This is a genomic window from Erythrobacter sp. THAF29, from assembly GCF_009363635.1.
Classification (GTDB): Bacteria; Pseudomonadota; Alphaproteobacteria; order Sphingomonadales; family Sphingomonadaceae; genus Erythrobacter.
Window position 1 is genome coordinate 2,554,545 of sequence record NZ_CP045392.1, and the last position, 15,572, is coordinate 2,570,116.

14 protein-coding genes are annotated in these 15,572 nt (G+C 62.1%); 6 read left to right on the forward strand and 8 right to left on the reverse strand.

Features of this window, described 5'->3' with window-relative positions:
* Positions 1-43 precede the first annotated feature (43 nt).
* The 6 genes from FIU90_RS12430 to FIU90_RS12455 form a co-directional block, all read right to left on the reverse strand.
* Positions 44-1,003, reverse strand: a complete 960-nt coding sequence (locus tag FIU90_RS12430) for a D-2-hydroxyacid dehydrogenase (RefSeq protein WP_152435059.1) — start codon at positions 1,001-1,003, stop codon at positions 44-46.
* Positions 1,000-2,433, reverse strand: coding sequence for a cysteine--tRNA ligase (gene cysS, locus FIU90_RS12435; protein WP_152435060.1), 1,434 nt, complete (start codon positions 2,431-2,433; stop codon positions 1,000-1,002). Before cysS ends, FIU90_RS12430 begins: the two co-directional genes overlap by 4 nt.
* 31 nt (positions 2,434-2,464) lie before the next feature.
* Positions 2,465-3,139 carry a nitroreductase gene (locus FIU90_RS12440; RefSeq protein ID WP_152435061.1) on the reverse strand — a complete coding sequence of 225 codons (675 nt, stop codon included), beginning with the start codon at positions 3,137-3,139 and terminating at the stop codon, positions 2,465-2,467.
* A complete protein-coding gene (cobT, locus tag FIU90_RS12445; RefSeq protein ID WP_152435062.1) occupies positions 3,136-4,974 on the reverse strand; it encodes a cobaltochelatase subunit CobT in 1,839 nt (612 codons plus the stop codon). Before cobT ends, FIU90_RS12440 begins: the two co-directional genes overlap by 4 nt.
* Positions 4,975-5,008: 34 nt before the next feature.
* Complete coding sequence (gene fsa / locus FIU90_RS12450; RefSeq protein WP_152435063.1) at positions 5,009-5,662, reverse strand: fructose-6-phosphate aldolase; 654 nt, start codon at positions 5,660-5,662, stop codon at positions 5,009-5,011.
* Positions 5,663-5,765: 103 nt separating this feature from the next.
* Positions 5,766-6,455: a DUF4197 domain-containing protein gene (locus FIU90_RS12455; protein ID WP_152435064.1), complete on the reverse strand. Its 690-nt coding sequence runs from the start codon at positions 6,453-6,455 to the stop codon at positions 5,766-5,768.
* 52 nt (positions 6,456-6,507) lie between these two features.
* Between FIU90_RS12455 and FIU90_RS12460 the strand changes: the two genes are divergently transcribed.
* The 4 genes from FIU90_RS12460 (at position 6,508) to FIU90_RS12475 (ending at position 11,203) form a co-directional block, all read left to right on the forward strand.
* On the forward strand, positions 6,508-8,673 hold the full coding sequence (locus FIU90_RS12460; protein ID WP_152435065.1) for a primosomal protein N': 2,166 nt from the start codon (positions 6,508-6,510) through the stop codon (positions 8,671-8,673).
* A gap of 33 nt (positions 8,674-8,706) precedes the next feature.
* Entirely contained in the window at positions 8,707-10,272 is a 1,566-nt protein-coding gene (locus FIU90_RS12465; protein WP_152435066.1) for a cryptochrome/photolyase family protein, read from the forward strand.
* Between the two features lie 11 nt (positions 10,273-10,283).
* A complete protein-coding gene (locus tag FIU90_RS12470) occupies positions 10,284-10,916 on the forward strand; it encodes a glutathione S-transferase family protein (protein ID WP_152435067.1) in 633 nt (210 codons plus the stop codon).
* An 80-nt stretch (positions 10,917-10,996) separates the two neighbouring features.
* The gene (locus tag FIU90_RS12475) at positions 10,997-11,203 is read left to right on the forward strand and encodes a dodecin (protein WP_152435068.1); all 207 of its coding nucleotides are present in this window, start codon (positions 10,997-10,999) and stop codon (positions 11,201-11,203) included.
* Positions 11,204-11,374: 171 nt separating this feature from the next.
* Here the strand turns inward: FIU90_RS12475 and ada are convergent, their stop codons facing one another.
* Together ada and FIU90_RS12485 are read right to left on the reverse strand one after the other, a co-directional pair.
* Complete coding sequence (gene ada, locus FIU90_RS12480) at positions 11,375-12,418, reverse strand: bifunctional DNA-binding transcriptional regulator/O6-methylguanine-DNA methyltransferase Ada (protein ID WP_152435069.1); 1,044 nt, start codon at positions 12,416-12,418, stop codon at positions 11,375-11,377.
* Positions 12,419-12,487: 69 nt separating this feature from the next.
* A complete protein-coding gene (locus FIU90_RS12485; protein ID WP_152435070.1) occupies positions 12,488-13,147 on the reverse strand; it encodes a hypothetical protein in 660 nt (219 codons plus the stop codon).
* Between the two features lie 101 nt (positions 13,148-13,248).
* Between FIU90_RS12485 and FIU90_RS12490 the strand changes: the two genes are divergently transcribed.
* The gene (locus FIU90_RS12490) at positions 13,249-14,880 is read left to right on the forward strand and encodes a serine protease (RefSeq protein WP_152435071.1); all 1,632 of its coding nucleotides are present in this window, start codon (positions 13,249-13,251) and stop codon (positions 14,878-14,880) included.
* A gap of 32 nt (positions 14,881-14,912) precedes the next feature.
* Complete coding sequence (locus FIU90_RS12495) at positions 14,913-15,506, forward strand: hypothetical protein (RefSeq protein ID WP_152435072.1); 594 nt, start codon at positions 14,913-14,915, stop codon at positions 15,504-15,506.
* The last annotated feature ends 66 nt before the right edge of the window (positions 15,507-15,572 follow it).

The window sequence follows — 15,572 nt, forward strand, 5'->3', positions numbered from 1 at the left end:
ACCCTTGCACGAATTGCCAAACCAACCAAACGCTCGTTGCGCGTCAGTAACCCTTTCGCGGGTCGAATACGGGGGCGACTGGCTCGCCGCGCAGGTATTTGTCCAGATTGTCGAGAAAGCGGTCCGCGCTGCGTATGAACATCTTGTCCTGCGCGCGGCCGGACAAGTGCATGGTGATGTGCGCGTTATCAAGCGACCAGAGCTTGTGATCGGGGGGAAGCGGCTCGGGCGTCGTTACGTCGAGGAACGCCCCGCCGATCTGCTTTGTCTCCAGCGCTTCGACCAGCGCCGGCTGGTCGATCACCGCCCCGCGCGCGATGTTGACGATAACCGCGTCGGATTTCATCGCCGCGAGTTCGTCTGCCCCGATCATCCCGTCGGTCTCCGGCGTTGCGGGGACGGCGAGGATCACCCAGTCGAACTCGCCCAGTCTATCGCGCCATTCATCGGGAGTAAGCACAGCGTCCTCTCCTGTGGCTCCGCCCGAGCGGCGCACCACCGTCACCTCGACATCGAAGGCTTCGAGGCGCGGCTTGATGAGCTTGCCGATGGCCCCATAGCCAAGCAACAGCGCCTTCGATCCGGCGAGCTCGCGCTTGCCCGGCGAATCCTGCAACCACTCGCGCTTCTCCTGCGCGCGCACGACGTCGCGATATCCCTTGGCGATGTTAAGCATCCCCATCACGACGTATTCGGCGATGGTGATCGCATTGATCCCTGCCCCGTTGGTGACGGTGATGTCGCGCTCGATGAGCACGTCCATGGGCAGAAAATCGAGGCCCGCATAAATCGAATTGAGCCATTTGAGGTTCTTCGCCGCCCGCAGCGTCTCGGCCATCGCCTCTTGGTCGTACATGTCGAACCAGCCGATTTCCGCCTCCGGCACCGCCTCGAGCGCCTCCTCCTTGGTCATGAACCAGCGCACGTCGAGCCCTTCGGGCAGGCGCGGTTCGAGCAGCGGCCGGATGAGGCCGGATATGGCGAGGATTTTCTTCGAGCTCATGACAATTTCCACTCCCAGCCGAGCGGGTCGCCGTCCATCACCTCGACGCCCTTGGCGGCGAGTTCTTCGCGGATGGCATCGGAGGTCGCGAAGTCTTTCTCGGCGCGCGCGGCCTTGCGTCGGGCGAGCGCGTCCTCGATATCCTCTTCGGTGATCTGCGCACCCTTGGGGCGGATACGCAGGTCCTTGCGCGTGAGGCCGAACAGGTCGAGGCCAAGCACCGCGTCCATCTCCTCGATCGCGGCGCGCTTGGCCGCCGGATCGATTTTCTTGGTCGCGAGCACCTCCTCAAGGGCGGTGAGCGCGATCGGAGTGTTGAGATCGTCCGAGATTGCGGCGCCGAATTTCGCAAGGGCCGGCTGGAGCTTGGGATGATCGGTCGAACCGCTGGCGGGAGCATCCGCCAACCGCTCCACCGACATGACCATCCGCTTCAGCCGCGTCAGCGCGGCTTCGAGCCCTTCCCATGTAAACTCCAGCTCGCTGCGATAATGCGCCTGCAGGCACATCATGCGGTAGGCCAGCGGATGGAAGCCTTTATCGACCAGCGCCTGTAGCGTCAGGAATTCGCCCGAAGACTTCGACATTTTCCCGCGCCGGTCGACGAGGAAATTGTTGTGCATCCAGATCCGCGCGCCGCTGTCGGCGGAGCAATTGTGCGCCTGGTTCTGCGCGATCTCGTTGGGGTGGTGGATTTCGCGGTGGTCGATGCCACCGGTGTGGATGTCGAACGGGTGCCCAAGGAGCTCGGCGCTCATCACCGAGCATTCGAGATGCCATCCGGGCGCGCCCATGCCCCACGGACTGTCCCATTCCATCTGCCGCGTCTCGCCCGGCGGGGTCTTGCGCCAGATCGCGAAATCGGCCGCGTTGCGCTTTCCCTCGACCTCGTCGATCCGGCGCTCTCCCTCGTCGGTGACGGCGCGTGCGAGGCGACCGTAATCGGGGACTGTGCTCACATCGAAATAGAGGCCGCTTTCGAGCAGATAGCAGTGCTTGTCCTCGATCTGCTTCGCCCATTCGATCATGCTCTCGACATAGTCGGTCGCACGCGGATGGGCGGGCTTGCGCACATTGAGCCGCTCAAGATCGGCCTCAAACACCTCCTGGTAATGGCGCGCAATGTCCCACGCGCTCTTGCCTTCGCGCGCGGCGGCCTTTTCCATCTTGTCGTCGCCCGCATCGGCATCGGAGGTCAGGTGGCCGACATCGGTGATGTTGATGACATGGGTGAGCTTGTAGCCTTTGTGAGTCAGCGTCCGGCCCAGCGTATCGGCAAAGATATAGGCACGCATATTGCCGATATGCTGGTAATTATAGACCGTCGGCCCGCAGGTATAGACGCGCGCCTCACCCTCGTGGATCGGCTGGAATGTCTCGAGCTCGCGGGTCAGCGAGTTGAACAGTCTGAGAGGCGTCTTTTCGGTCATGCGAGCGCTTTGATAGCCGATGCGCTCCCGGTCAATCCCAGCCGACGAACTTCACCTGCTCGTCGAGCGGCACGCGTTCTCGCTCGAAGTTGTTCACCGCCGCATCCGGGTCGCGATATCCAATCGCCATGCCGCAAAAGAACATGTAGCGATCGTGGTCGAGCCCGAGGTGATCGCGGATCACATTGGCGTAGTAGGCCATGAATTCCTGAAAACAGCTGTCGAGCCCCTCCTCGCGCAGGAGCAGCGCGACGGTTTGCAGCCACATTCCGGTGTCGGACCATTGCGGCTCCTTCATCAGCCGCGGGAAATAAACGAACATCACGGCGGGCGCATCGAAGCTGGTAGCATTGCGCCCCATGGCCGCCATCCGTGCCGCGCCATCGTCGCGGGCAATGCCAAGCGCATCGAACATCCCTTTCGAAACGCCGAAGAGACGATCCTTGTAGGCGTCTTCCTGCTTGGGCGCGTCCCAGTCATATTCGAGCTGCTGAGGTGGCGTCGTGGTGATCTTTGCCTGTAAGGCTTTGAGCGGCTGGCCGGTGAGGATCGTCGCCTGCCACGGCTGATAATTGCACCCCGATGCCGCCCAGCGCGCGGTGTCCATTACCTGGCGCAAGGTCTCCAGATCGACCGGCTTGTCGAGAAACTGCCGGATCGAACGGCGCGATTTGACGGCTTCGGTTACAGTCGTGGACTTATTCATCGCCTTCCCGGCCCCTTCTCATCCTCGAAGAGCTCCGCGAGCTGCTCCATGATCGTGCCGCCCAGTTGCTCGACATCCATGATCGTCACCGCGCGGCGGTAATAGCGGGTCACGTCGTGCCCGATGCCGATGGCGACCAGTTGCACCGGCGAGCGGTTTTCTATCCACTCGATCACACCGCGCAGGTGGGCTTCGAGATAGCCCGCGCTGTTGACGCTCAACGTCGAGTCATCGACCGGTGCGCCGTCTGAAATCACCATCAGGATGCGGCGTTCCTCGGGCCGCGCGATAAGGCGGGAGTGCGCCCACATCAGCGCCTCGCCATCGATGTTCTCCTTGAGCAGCCCTTCGCGCATCATCAGGCCGAGATTGCGGCGCGCGCGGCGCCAGGGCTCGTCGGCCTGCTTGTAGATGATGTGGCGCAAATCGTTGAGGCGGCCTGGATTGGGCGGCTTGCCGTCGGCGAGCCATGCCTCGCGCGACTGCCCGCCCTTCCACGCCCGGGTGGTGAAGCCAAGGATCTCCGTCTTGACCCCGCAGCGTTCCAACGTGCGCGCAAGGATATCGGCGCTGATTGCGGCGATGGAGATCGGACGGCCACGCATCGACCCCGAATTGTCGATCAGCAGGGTGACGACAGTGTCCTTGAAATCGATATCGCGTTCGACCTTGTAGGAAAGCGCGGTGCCCGGCGACACGACCACGCGGGCCAGCCGTGCGGCATCGAGCACGCCTTCTTCCTGGTCGAAATCCCAGCTGCGGTTCTGCTGCGCCATCAATCGCCGCTGGAGACGGTTGGCGAGCCGGGTGACGACCCCCTGCAGGCCGGTCAGCTGGCTGTCGAGATAGGCGCGCAGGCGGTCGAGTTCTTCGGGATCGCACAGCTCGGGCGCGGCGATCTCTTCGTCGAAGCGGTCGGTGTAGTATTTGTAATCGAGCCCGTCGGGAATGTCGGTCTGGGGGCGGTTCGGACGGACGGGCGCGTTGGTCGCGTCACCCTCCTCGCCCGGCTCGCCTTCCTGCATTTCCTCTTCGGCCGACATCTCGCTATCGGCTTCGCCATCGCTCTCGCCCTCGGCGGTCTCACCGGCCATTTCGGCGCTCTGCGGATCGCCCTCGCCTTCATTCTCGTCGTCGCCCGACTGGTCGTCTTCGGCGCCGTCTTCGTCTTCGCCGTCCTGATCCTCCGTATCTTCGGGCGCGTCGGTCGGACGGGTGAGATCGAGCTCGCGAAGCATGTCGAGCGCGAGCTGCTGGAACGCCTCCTGGTCGCTGAGCTGGTCGGCGAACGCGGCAAAATCGTCCCCCACCTTGTTCTCGATGAACTCGCGCACAAGGCCGATACCCGCCTTTGCGCGCTCGGGGATCGGCTCGCCTGTGAGCTGCTCGCGCAGCAAAAGCGAAAGCGCTGTCTGGATCGGCACTTCGGACGAGTTCTGCGCGCGAACGATATCGTCACTCGCCAGACGCATCTCAGTCGCCGCATCGAGGTTCGACTTGATCCCGCCAAAACGATTTGCGCCAAGCGCCTCGTAGCGGACCTGCTCGATCGCATCATAACACGCACGCGCGATCGGCTCCGGAGGAGCCTTACCGGCATGCAGCCCCGCATCGTGGTGGCGCAACTTGAGTGCAAAACTGTCGGCGAACCCGCGTGCCTCTGTCACCTGATCAGGCGGGAGGTCGCGGCCCGGTAGTGGAACCCGGAACCGGTTGCCCGCCGCACCCGGCACGTCCGCACTCCACGCGACCTCGACCTCGGGGTCGCGCGAAATCGCACGGCTCGCACCGGTCAATGCCTGCTTGAACTTATCGAGTGGAGATTCTTCGGCCATTCCAGTGGCAGATAGGGACTTATCCTTCAGGCGGCTACCCGATAGTTTGACCAGTCTTTTCCCAGTCCTTGAGGAAGCCCTCGATCCCTTTGTCGGTGAGCACATGTTTGAACAGGCCATGGATGACCTTGGGCGGCGCGGTCATCACGTCAGCACCGATCTTTGCGGATTCGAGCACGTGGGTGGTGTGGCGCACGCTTGCGACGAGAATCTCGGTGTCGAACAGGTAATTGTCGTAAATCAGGCGGATGTCGCGGATGAGGTCCATCCCGTCGAAGCCATTGTCGTCGTGGCGGCCGACGAAGGGCGATATGAAGGTCGCCCCCGCCTTTGCAGCAAGCAGCGCCTGGTTTGCCGAAAAGCACAAGGTGACGTTCACCATCGTGCCGTCTTCGGCCAGTGCCTTGCAGGTCTTGAGCCCGTCGACCGTAAGCGGCACCTTGATGCAGACATTGTCTGCAATTTTGCGCAGCACTTCGGCTTCTTTCATCATTGTTTCGTGATCGAGCGCGACGACCTCTGCACTCACAGGGCCATCGACGATCCCGCAAATCTCCTTCGTCACTTCCATGAAGTCTCGGCCCGACTTGTGGATCAGCGAAGGATTGGTGGTGACGCCGTCGAGGAGGCCCGTCGCGGCGAGGTCCCTGATCTCGTCAATCTCTGCGGTGTCGACGAAGAATTTCATGGCGGCTGGTCTCCTGCAGTCGTGTCGAATCGTCGCGGGGATGCTTGGCACAGCCCCGCGCGCGAAGCCAGATGGCTTGCCGATTAGGTCACAACCCGGTGCGTCAGATAACCGCGCCCGCGCCGAAAACGCCGATCAATACAGGATCACCGGTCTCTTCTGGATTGCGCCGGATAGCGGCTTCCTCGATTCCCATCTCGTTCCAGATCGCATCGTCGACTTTGCCTGCAAGCTCCTGTGCGATACGCCCTACGTCGGTGCCGGTCGCCTCGTTGATGAGTTCGGCAACGAGCGGGTCGGATGCGATGCGGATGGCCTCGCCAATCTCGGGCACCATTTCTTCGATCAGCCGCCCGCCGAGCTCTCCGCGCAACGCTGTGGTCGCCGCCTGTGGTCCGCCACGCACAAGATCGACGGCATTGCGCAGGCCGATGACCCGCACCGCATCGGCCACAATCGGGGCAGCGCGATACGAGGCGTCGATCGCGATATCTGCGAATGCGTCTTCAAGCCGGTCCTTGAACAAGGTCGACGTCAGGATGCGCGAGAGAACATCGCCGCGCGTGCCGAGCAAATTGCCGAGGCCGATCCGCGCGACCTGCTGATCCCAGTAACCGTCAGGTGCGGTAAGGCGGGCGAAGGCGCGTTCGCTCGACAGGAGGAGCAAGCGCCTGATCGCTTCGGTAAGGCTGAAACGGGGATAGGTCGCGCAAGCCGGCAAGGCGAGCACGACAGCGATCCCCGCTCCGCCTTTAAGCAATGCTCTGCGCTCCAGAGTTTCGTTCATATCCATAGGCCTCCTCCTTGTATGTTCTGGCAATCCATCGCCATATGGACGGGTTCCGATGAACCGCGTCCGACTCCTCGTCCTGAATGCCGCTCTGGGCGCGCTCGATTACAGCGTGCCAGAAGGCATGCACGTGGAAACCGGCAGCGTCGTAATAGCACCGCTCGGTCCCCGCACAGTGACGGGAATCGTGTGGGATGAGGGGCACTTGCCCGGAGCGGAGGTCGATGCGAGCAAGCTTCGCCCGATCCGGGAAGTGGTTCCTGTCCCGCCGCTTTCGGAGCCGCTGCGTCGCCTGATCGAGTGGACTGCCGATTATTACTGCGCCGCACCCGCCAGTGTTGCGCGCATGGTGCTTTCGAGCGGAGGCGCGCTCGGCGGTCCCACTACCACCACCGAATACCGGCTTTCGGGCGGGACGCCGGAGCGCATGACCCCCCAGCGCGCAGCGGCGATCGAAGCGCTCGATGGCGAACAGGGCACGATCCGCGAATTGGCGGGGATTTCAGGAGTTTCCGAAGGGGTGCTCCGAGGTCTTGTCAACCAGGGCGTGATCGAACCAGTCACGGTGGCGATCGATCGCCCGTATGAGCCAGCCGATCCCGACTATCATCAGCCCGCGCTGTCCCCCGACCAGATGGAGGTCGCGAAACGGTTGGTGAAAGCGGTCGAGGCGCAAGAGTATGCACCCGTCCTGCTCGACGGGGTGACCGGCTCGGGCAAGACCGAGGTCTATTTCGAACCCATCGCCGAGGCCGTACGGATGGGACGGCAGGTGCTCGTCCTCTTGCCCGAAATCGCGCTGACCGAGAATTTCCTAGTGCGCTTCGAGCAGCGCTTCGGGACGCCTCCGGTGCTATGGCACTCCTCGCTCAAATCGACCGAGCGCAGGCGCGCGTGGCGGGCGATTAGCGAAGGCACCGCGCAGGTTATCGTCGGCGCGCGCTCTGCCCTTTTCCTGCCCTATGCCAATCTCGGCCTCATCGTCGTCGACGAGGCGCACGAGGTCAGCTTCAAGCAGGACGATGGGGTCCGCTACAATGCCCGCGACGTCTCTGTAATGCGCGCGCGGTTCGAGGATATTCCCGTCGTGCTCGCCAGCGCCACGCCCGCGCTCGAAAGCCTGCACATGGCGCAGGTCGGCACATACGAACTGATGGAACTTCCAAGCCGTTTCGGCGGAGCGGAATTGCCCGACATCAAGCTCGTGAACCTTACCGAGGAGAAGCCCGCGAACGGTCGCTGGCTCTCCGCGCCCATCATCCATGCGCTCGAGGACCGGCTGACAAAGGGCGAGCAGTCGCTGCTTTTCCTCAACCGCCGTGGCTATGCCCCGCTAACGCTATGCCGTAATTGCGGCCACCGTTTCCAGTGCCCCAATTGCAGCGCGTGGCTAGTCGAACACAGACTCTCGGCACGGCTTGCCTGCCACCATTGTGGACTTGAGACGGCGCCTCCCGACACCTGCCCCGAATGCGGCGAAGGCGATTGCCTCGTCGCCTGCGGCCCTGGCGTCGAGCGCATTGCGGACGAGGTGACGGATCTTTTTCCCGAGGCGCGCGTAGCGGTCGCGACCTCGGACACGCTCGGCAATCCGGAACGCGCGGCCGAATTCATCGCGCAGGCGGAGGCCAAGGCGATCGATGTCATCGTCGGCACGCAGCTCGTGACCAAGGGATTTCACTTTCCCGAGCTGACGCTGGTGGGCGTGATCGATGCGGATCTCGGCCTAGAAGGCGGCGACCTGCGCGCGGCCGAACGCACCTATCAACAGGTCGCGCAGGTTGCGGGGCGCGCCGGACGCGGCGAGAAACCGGGCGAAGTGCTGATCCAGACGCGTCACCCCGAAGCTCCCGTCATCGCGGCTCTGGCCAATGGCGACCGCGACGCATTCTACGCCGCCGAAACCGAAGCACGCCGCGATGCAGGGGCTCCGCCGTTCGGAAGATGGGCTGCGATCATCCTCTCATCGGAGGATGAGAAGGAGGCGCGAGAGGCTGCGATGCGGCTCGGCGACACACGCCCGCAGCGCGACGATCTCTACATCCTCGGCCCCGCTCCCGCACCGCTCGCATTGCTCCGCGGACGTTACCGCTATCGCTTCCTCGTCAACGCACGGCGCAGCGCCAATCTTCAGGCCACTCTGCGCGAATGGCTCGACGCGCACGACTTCCCGCCGGGCGTGCGTGTTGGCGTCGATATCGATCCCTACAGCTTCGTCTGAGGCACTTATCGCCGCTCCAGGCATTGGTGGACCATGTCACAACAACCCATCCTCGTCCCCGTTCTCGGCGATCAGCTGACCCGAACTCTTGCCTCGCTGCGGGGCCGCGCAAAGGACGACACCGTCATCCTGTTTATGGAGGTCTGGGACGAAGCGACCTACGTCAAGCATCACAAGCAGAAGATCGTCCTGATCTTCTCGGCCATGCGCCACTTTGCCAAGGAACTGCGCGATGCCGGTTGGACGGTCGATTACGTAAAGCTCACCGACGAGGACAACTCGGGCAGCTTCACCGGCGAAGTCGCCCGCGCGATCGAGCGCCATGATCCGCGCGCGATTCACGTTGTCGAAGCGGGGGAGTGGCGCGTGCAGCAGCAAATCGAGGAATGGCCGGACAAGTTCGTCTGCGAGGTCGAAATCCTGCCCGACGACCGGTTCCTGTGCTCGCACGATGAGTTCAAGGACTGGGCCGAGGGGCGCAAGCACCTCACCATGGAGCACTTCTACCGCGAGATGCGCAAGCGGACCGGCATCCTTATGCGCGAAGACGGGAAGCCCAAGGGCGGCGACTGGAATTACGACAAGGACAATCGCGAACCGCCGAAAGACGAGATGGACCCGCCCGACGTCCCCAAGTTCGAGCCTGACGACATCACACGTGAGGTTATTGAACTCGTCGGCGACAAGTTCTCCGACCATTTCGGCGATCTCGAACCATTTGGTTGGCCGGTGACGTCCGACGAGGCCGAGGCGGCCGCCGACGCCTTCTTCCAGGAGCGGATCGAGAAGTTCGGCCCGTACCAGGACGCGATGGTCCACGGGTCGGATGACATGTACCATTCGATGCTCTCGACCAGCATCAACCTAGGTCTGCTCGATCCGATCGAGCTCTGCAAACGTGCCGAGAAGGCCTACGAAGACGGCGATGCACCGATCAATTCGGTCGAGGGCTTCATTCGCCAGATCATCGGCTGGCGCGAATACATTCGCGGCTTTTATTGGCTGCACATGCCGGAGCTCGAAAGCGACAACAAGCTGAACGCCCAGCGCGCCCTGCCCGAGTTTTTCTGGACCGGCGAAACCGACATGCGCTGCCTTGCCGACTGCATCCGCTCGACCCGCGAGAACGCGCACGCGCACCACATCCAGCGGCTCATGGTTCTCGGCAATTTCTGCCTGTTGGCGGGCATCAATCCGCGAGAGGTGCAGGACTGGTACCTTATCGTCTACGCAGACGCATACCAGTGGGTCGAACTGCCAAATGTCTCGGGCATGATCCTCTACGCCGATGGCGGCAAGCTCGCGACCAAGCCCTATGCGGCGAGTGGGAACTACATCAACAAGATGAGTGATTACTGCAAGGATTGCCGCTATTCGGTGAGCAAGAAGACCGGCGAGGATGCCTGCCCATTCAACCCGCTCTACTGGCACTTCATGAATCGCCATCGCGACAGGCTGGAGACCAATCACCGGATTGGTCGCATCTATTCGAACTGGGACCGTATGGATGATTCAAAGAAGCGCGACTATCTCGAAACCGCGCAGAAATTCCTCGACTCGCTGACTCCCGCCGATAAGAGCTGGGCGCGAAACGACTAGAGGAGCCAGCCATGTTGACCGTACATCACCTGCGCATTTCGCAATCCGAACGCATCGTCTGGCTGCTTGAGGAACTGGGCATCGATTATGATCTCAAACTCTACAATCGCGACCCTGAAACGCGGCTCGCCCCGCCCGAGCTCAAAGCGCTGCACCCGATGGAAGTTGCGCCGGTAATCCAGGATGGCGACCTCGTGCTCGGCGAAAGCGGTGCGATCGTCGAATATATTGTCGGCAAATACGCGCCCGATACCGAGCTCGTCCCCGGCCCCGATCACCCGGACTTCGCCGATCATCTCTACTGGTTCCACTTTGCCAATGCGACATTCATGACCAATGGCATGATGCAAATCGCCGTAGGAGCCGTGGGTGCAGAAATGCCTCCTCCTCTCGCCAAGCGCATCACCAATGCATGGGAGCAGATCGAGCGACGTCTGGGCGAAGCGGACTATTTCGGCGGTTCGCAGCTGACGACAGCCGACATCATGATGGTCTTCCAGCTGACCACCAGCCGCGCCTTTAACGGCATGACAATCGATCACCTGCCGAACCTTAAGGCGTATCTCCAACGCATCGGATCGCGCGAAGCCTATCAGCGCGCGATGGAGAAATGCGAGCCGGGCTTCCCGCCCAAGCTCGATTAGACTTCACCCCCGCCTCGATCGAAGCTCCCGCCCGTATGCTATATTGCATCTCCCTATTAGAGAAACGGGAGATGCCCATCATGTCCGACCATATTTACAAGATCCTCGAAATCGTCGGCAGCTCGAGCGAGTCGATCGAAGACGCGGTGCGCGGTGCGATCAAAAAGGCGAACAAGACGGTGCGCAACATGCACTGGTTCGAAGTCGTCGAGACGCGCGGCCATATCGAAGATGGCGACGTGGCGCATTTCCAGGTCACGCTGAAGATCGGCTTCACGCTGGAGTGATGCAAAAAAGAAGCCCCGCTCTGCGGCGGGGCGTCAAGGCGAGCGCCCGTTCAATCGTACGGGCCCTTCGGGTCGCTGGCGGCGGTTTCGGCTGTTCCGTAGCGTAAAGCCAGCGCGACCTCGGGACTTTCCAAGAACGGGACAGAACGACCGCAAACCCTCAAACCGTCACTATTGTGCCTCTACACCCTCTCGATTGAGCAGTTCTCGCTTGATTTCAGTACCGTAGGCGTAACCTCCGATCGAGCCATCGGCCTGCACTACGCGGTGACACGGGATCAGCACTGCAATATTGTTTGCGCCATTCGCTCCGCCGACTGCGCGGCTGGCGGTCGGTTTGCCCAGTGAGGCGGCCAATTCGCCATAGCTGCGGGTCTCTCCGGCAGGGATCTCGCGCAGCGCCTGCCAGACGCGCTGCTGGAATGCGGTGCCCTTCACATCGAGCGGAATAGCCGACGCATCGGATGATGGTTCCTCGACGGCTTGCACCACCTGATCGAACAGCGCCCGGAAATCCTCGCCGGCAGGCACGAGATCGGCTTTGGGAAACCGTGCGGCGAGCTCCTCCTCACCCTCGTTGAACGCCAGGCAGCACACGCCCTTTTCCGTCGCCGCGACCAGCATGTCGCCGAACGAGGTCGCGATCACGCTCCAATTCACGGTGCGGCCCTTCCCGCCATCGCGCCAGTCGCTTGCCGTCATACCTAATCGTCCTTTCGTGTCCGCATAGAAGCGCGATGGTGCTGAATATCCCGCATCGTAAAGCGCCTCGGTCACGCTAGCCCCACCCTCCAGAGCCTCGCGCACGCGGTTCTCACGCAAGGCACGGGCGAAAGCTGCCGGAGAGAGGCCGACCGTGCGCCTGAACAACCGCTGGAAATGCGTCGGCGAATAGCCGGTCAGGTCCGCCAGCTGGTCCAGCGTTTGCGCACCATCGGCCCTGATCGCGGCAATCGCAGCGAGAGCGCAGGCCTCTTCAGCGCTTTGCTTATCGGGGGAGCAGCGCTTGCACGCCCGCAGCCCTGCTTTCTCGGCATCGACGGCATCGGCGTAGAACCGCACATTCTTGCGCAAAGGCGCACGCGCCGGGCACGAGGGGCGGCAATAGATGCCGGTCGAATGCACTCCGGTAACGAACACACCGTCATAACGGCGGTCTTTCGCGAGCGCGATCTGCCAACGCTCGTCATCGGTAAGGGTTCGGGTATCGGTCATGCGTTCAAGCTTACCCATCCCTTGATACCACGCATCCCGCGCCTTGCGCTCAATGCTGGTGGCTAACCCTTATTTCTGTGAGATCCGAAGGGAGATATCGCGGCTCAAGGCCATGCGGTTTTCGACATCCTCGCTGGTTTCACCTTTCTTGTAGGCGTGAGCGAAAAAGTGCCGGGTGCCGACGAGTGTACCGCAAGAGCCGACAGCGACCGAATTGGACTCTTCGCCTTGGACAGCAACCTGAGCCACCCCGGCGAGATAGACGCATTGATCGTCGGTCTTGCGGTATCGGATGCCTTCAAAATCGATATCCATTTTCCCGTCGGTGACCTTGTCGATGTCCTTCTTCCCGGTTTCGATGCCTTGCTGGATCATATCCTGTTTTTGAATTTCACTGGTCATGATTTGCAGGAACACCGGCTTTGAGAGCGGGACGGCCGGCATCATGCGCGGCGTCTTTATGAGCACATAATCCTCGCCATAGGTGCCGCAGCGCTGGATGTTTACCGGGGTGAGATTGGCCGAATCTGCATCGGCAAACTGCGCCGCGATGAGCGCGCCCGCCCCTGTCGGAGGGCAATAGCCTTCCGGGACGTCGAGCACGAAGGTTTCGCCCTTGACTGTGAATTCGATCTGGCCGCCACCTTCTTGTGCGGCCAGCGGCGTTGAGACGAGCGTGGCTGCGAACGCAGCCACGAGCGCATTGAACCGATGTGCACGGAATTTCATGATCACCCCTTTGACCCTCGACCGGTAATCCGGTCATGACAGGTAAACACCTTCGCTGCATGTTGGGGCGAGAGCAAGGGACCAGACCGCAAGAAATGCCAATGCAAGTTAAAAACCGGTTGAAAGTCAACGCGAGAGCGATTGCGGCGCTGCTGCTGGCGGTTTGCTCAATCCTGGCTCTGCCCGCGCACGCTGACTCCGGAGATGTCGATGCAGCCGCTCGCGGTGTGGTCCGCGTGGTCATCGTCAATCAGTCGGGCGAAGAGTTGATCCCGGTTTCGCACGGTAGCGGATTTGCAGTCACGCCGACCAGGATCGTAACCAATGCGCACGTGATCCGTGAGGCATTGCAGGACGACACCCTGCGTATCGGCATTGTGCCGAGCGATGCCGAAGACAGTGCGTTCGCACGGCCCATCTCAGTCAGCCCGCGCAACGATCTTGCCCTGCTCGAGATCGTGGATTCCAGCCTGCGCCTGCCGCCGCTCACGATTGCGGGCGGCGTTTCAGGCGACATGGGAGAGGTATCGGCGGTCGGTTATCCGATGAATGTCGACCTTGCCCAGGGACTGGAGATCAGCGACATATTCAACGCGCAGCCACCGGTAAAAAGTCGCGGATTTCTGTCAGGCCAACGTCCGAGCCGCCAGTTCGATACGATCCTTCACACCGCGCCGATTGCGCGCGGCAATTCCGGCGGGCCGCTGCTTGACGGCTGCGGTCGGGTTCTGGGCGTCAACTCGTTCGGGGCGGATTCCGCAGGCTCGGATGCCGAGTTCTATTTCGCGGTGAGCCTGCGCGAACTACTTCCGTTTCTGCGCGCCAACGATATCGAGCCACGCACCAGCTCGCTACCCTGCCGCTCCATCGACGAATTGAACGCCGCCGAGCGTGCCCGTTTCGAAGCCGAACGCGCTGCCGCCCGTGCCAAGGTCGAGGCGCGCGAGGCCGAGCTGCGCGAGGCGCGCGCGGACGCGCGGATCAAGGCGCAGCTCGAAGTCATGGAAGAGCGCGACAATGCGATGGCCGTGGCGCTCATCCTGCTGCTGATCGGCATTGGGGCGGGCTATGCTGCGACGCAGCTGAGGGCCTCCTATCGCGCCGATCCCGAAGCTAACGAACCCGCCCAGAACCGGGCGATGGTGGCAGCCGGGCTGTCGGGCGCTGCGATCATCGCGACTGTGCTGGTGTGGATCACCCGCCCGGGTTACGACGAGGTGGAAGACCGCGTTGCAGCAGTGCTGGAAGAGCTCGAGGCAAATGGAGATGGCGACGGCGGACCGCCGGTTTCCGTCGCAGGAGACGGAACGCTCATCTGCACCTTTGTTCCCGAACGCAGCCGAGTGACCGGCGCGCGCACCGACGATGTCGAATTCGACTGGGCCGCCGACGGCTGCGTTAACGGACGCACGCAATACGGATTGACGAACGGCGAATGGACCCGGGTTTTTGTTCCCAACGATGAAGAGGCGGTTTCGGTCAACACCTATGATCCGGCAACGCGGACTTTCAGGACCGATCGTTACCTGCTCGGCAGTGCGGCAATGCGGGCCGCACGTGAGGTTCGCAGCGAATACACACCGCCCGCCTGCGGAGTGACGGATGCAGCGCGCATCCTCGGCGAACAGCAATCGGCGGTCCTGGCGCTGCTTCCAGACCGGCCGAACGAAAGGCTGGTCTACCGGTGCGAGGCCAAGCAAGCGGACAACACGCTCGCGGCGAAGGTCAAATGAGCCGAACGGCGATCCTCGGGTTCATCGCTTTTGTGACCGCGGTGACCGTGGGCGCATTTTTAGCGCAAAAGTATACGATCGGCGGTGAGGCGTCGTCGGAAATGCCTCCACCCTCCCCACGGATTGCCTCCACGCAGGTGGATTTGGTTGCCCTTCAGGAGGCGGCAACCGAAAGCTGCATGTGCGAAAGAAGAGGCGGAAGCGAGGAGGAGTGCAATGCGGCGTATGCCTCGGCTCGGCAGGCGCTACTCTTCAAGATTTACGGCACTTCTCAGTTCGATGAAATGGCTGCATCGGCCACCGCTTGCGCACCTGTTTCCACCGAGATCGATTGCTTTGAATTCACTGATGGCGAGAGATGCATCACCACGGGTTTTTCCGTAAATGGCGCTTCGAACGACGTCGAAAACCGGCGTGTCTGCACTGTCAACGAGGCCCGCGCGATTGAGCGCGCCTACGAGGACGGCTGGCTTGGCGAAGACGGGGTCGAGCCTGATCCGAACGACGAAGAAGAATGGCGTGTTGCCAACGAGCGAGCGACCGGTGCCGTAGATGACATGCTCCGTCGAATTCTGGCAGGCGAACCCACGCCGCCACGGGAACCGTCGGGCGGCTGCGCGGGCTAGCAACCGGCCTCAAGTAGCGAAGCGGTAGGCCAACAAATGAACGGCCTCAAGTAGCGAAGCGATAGG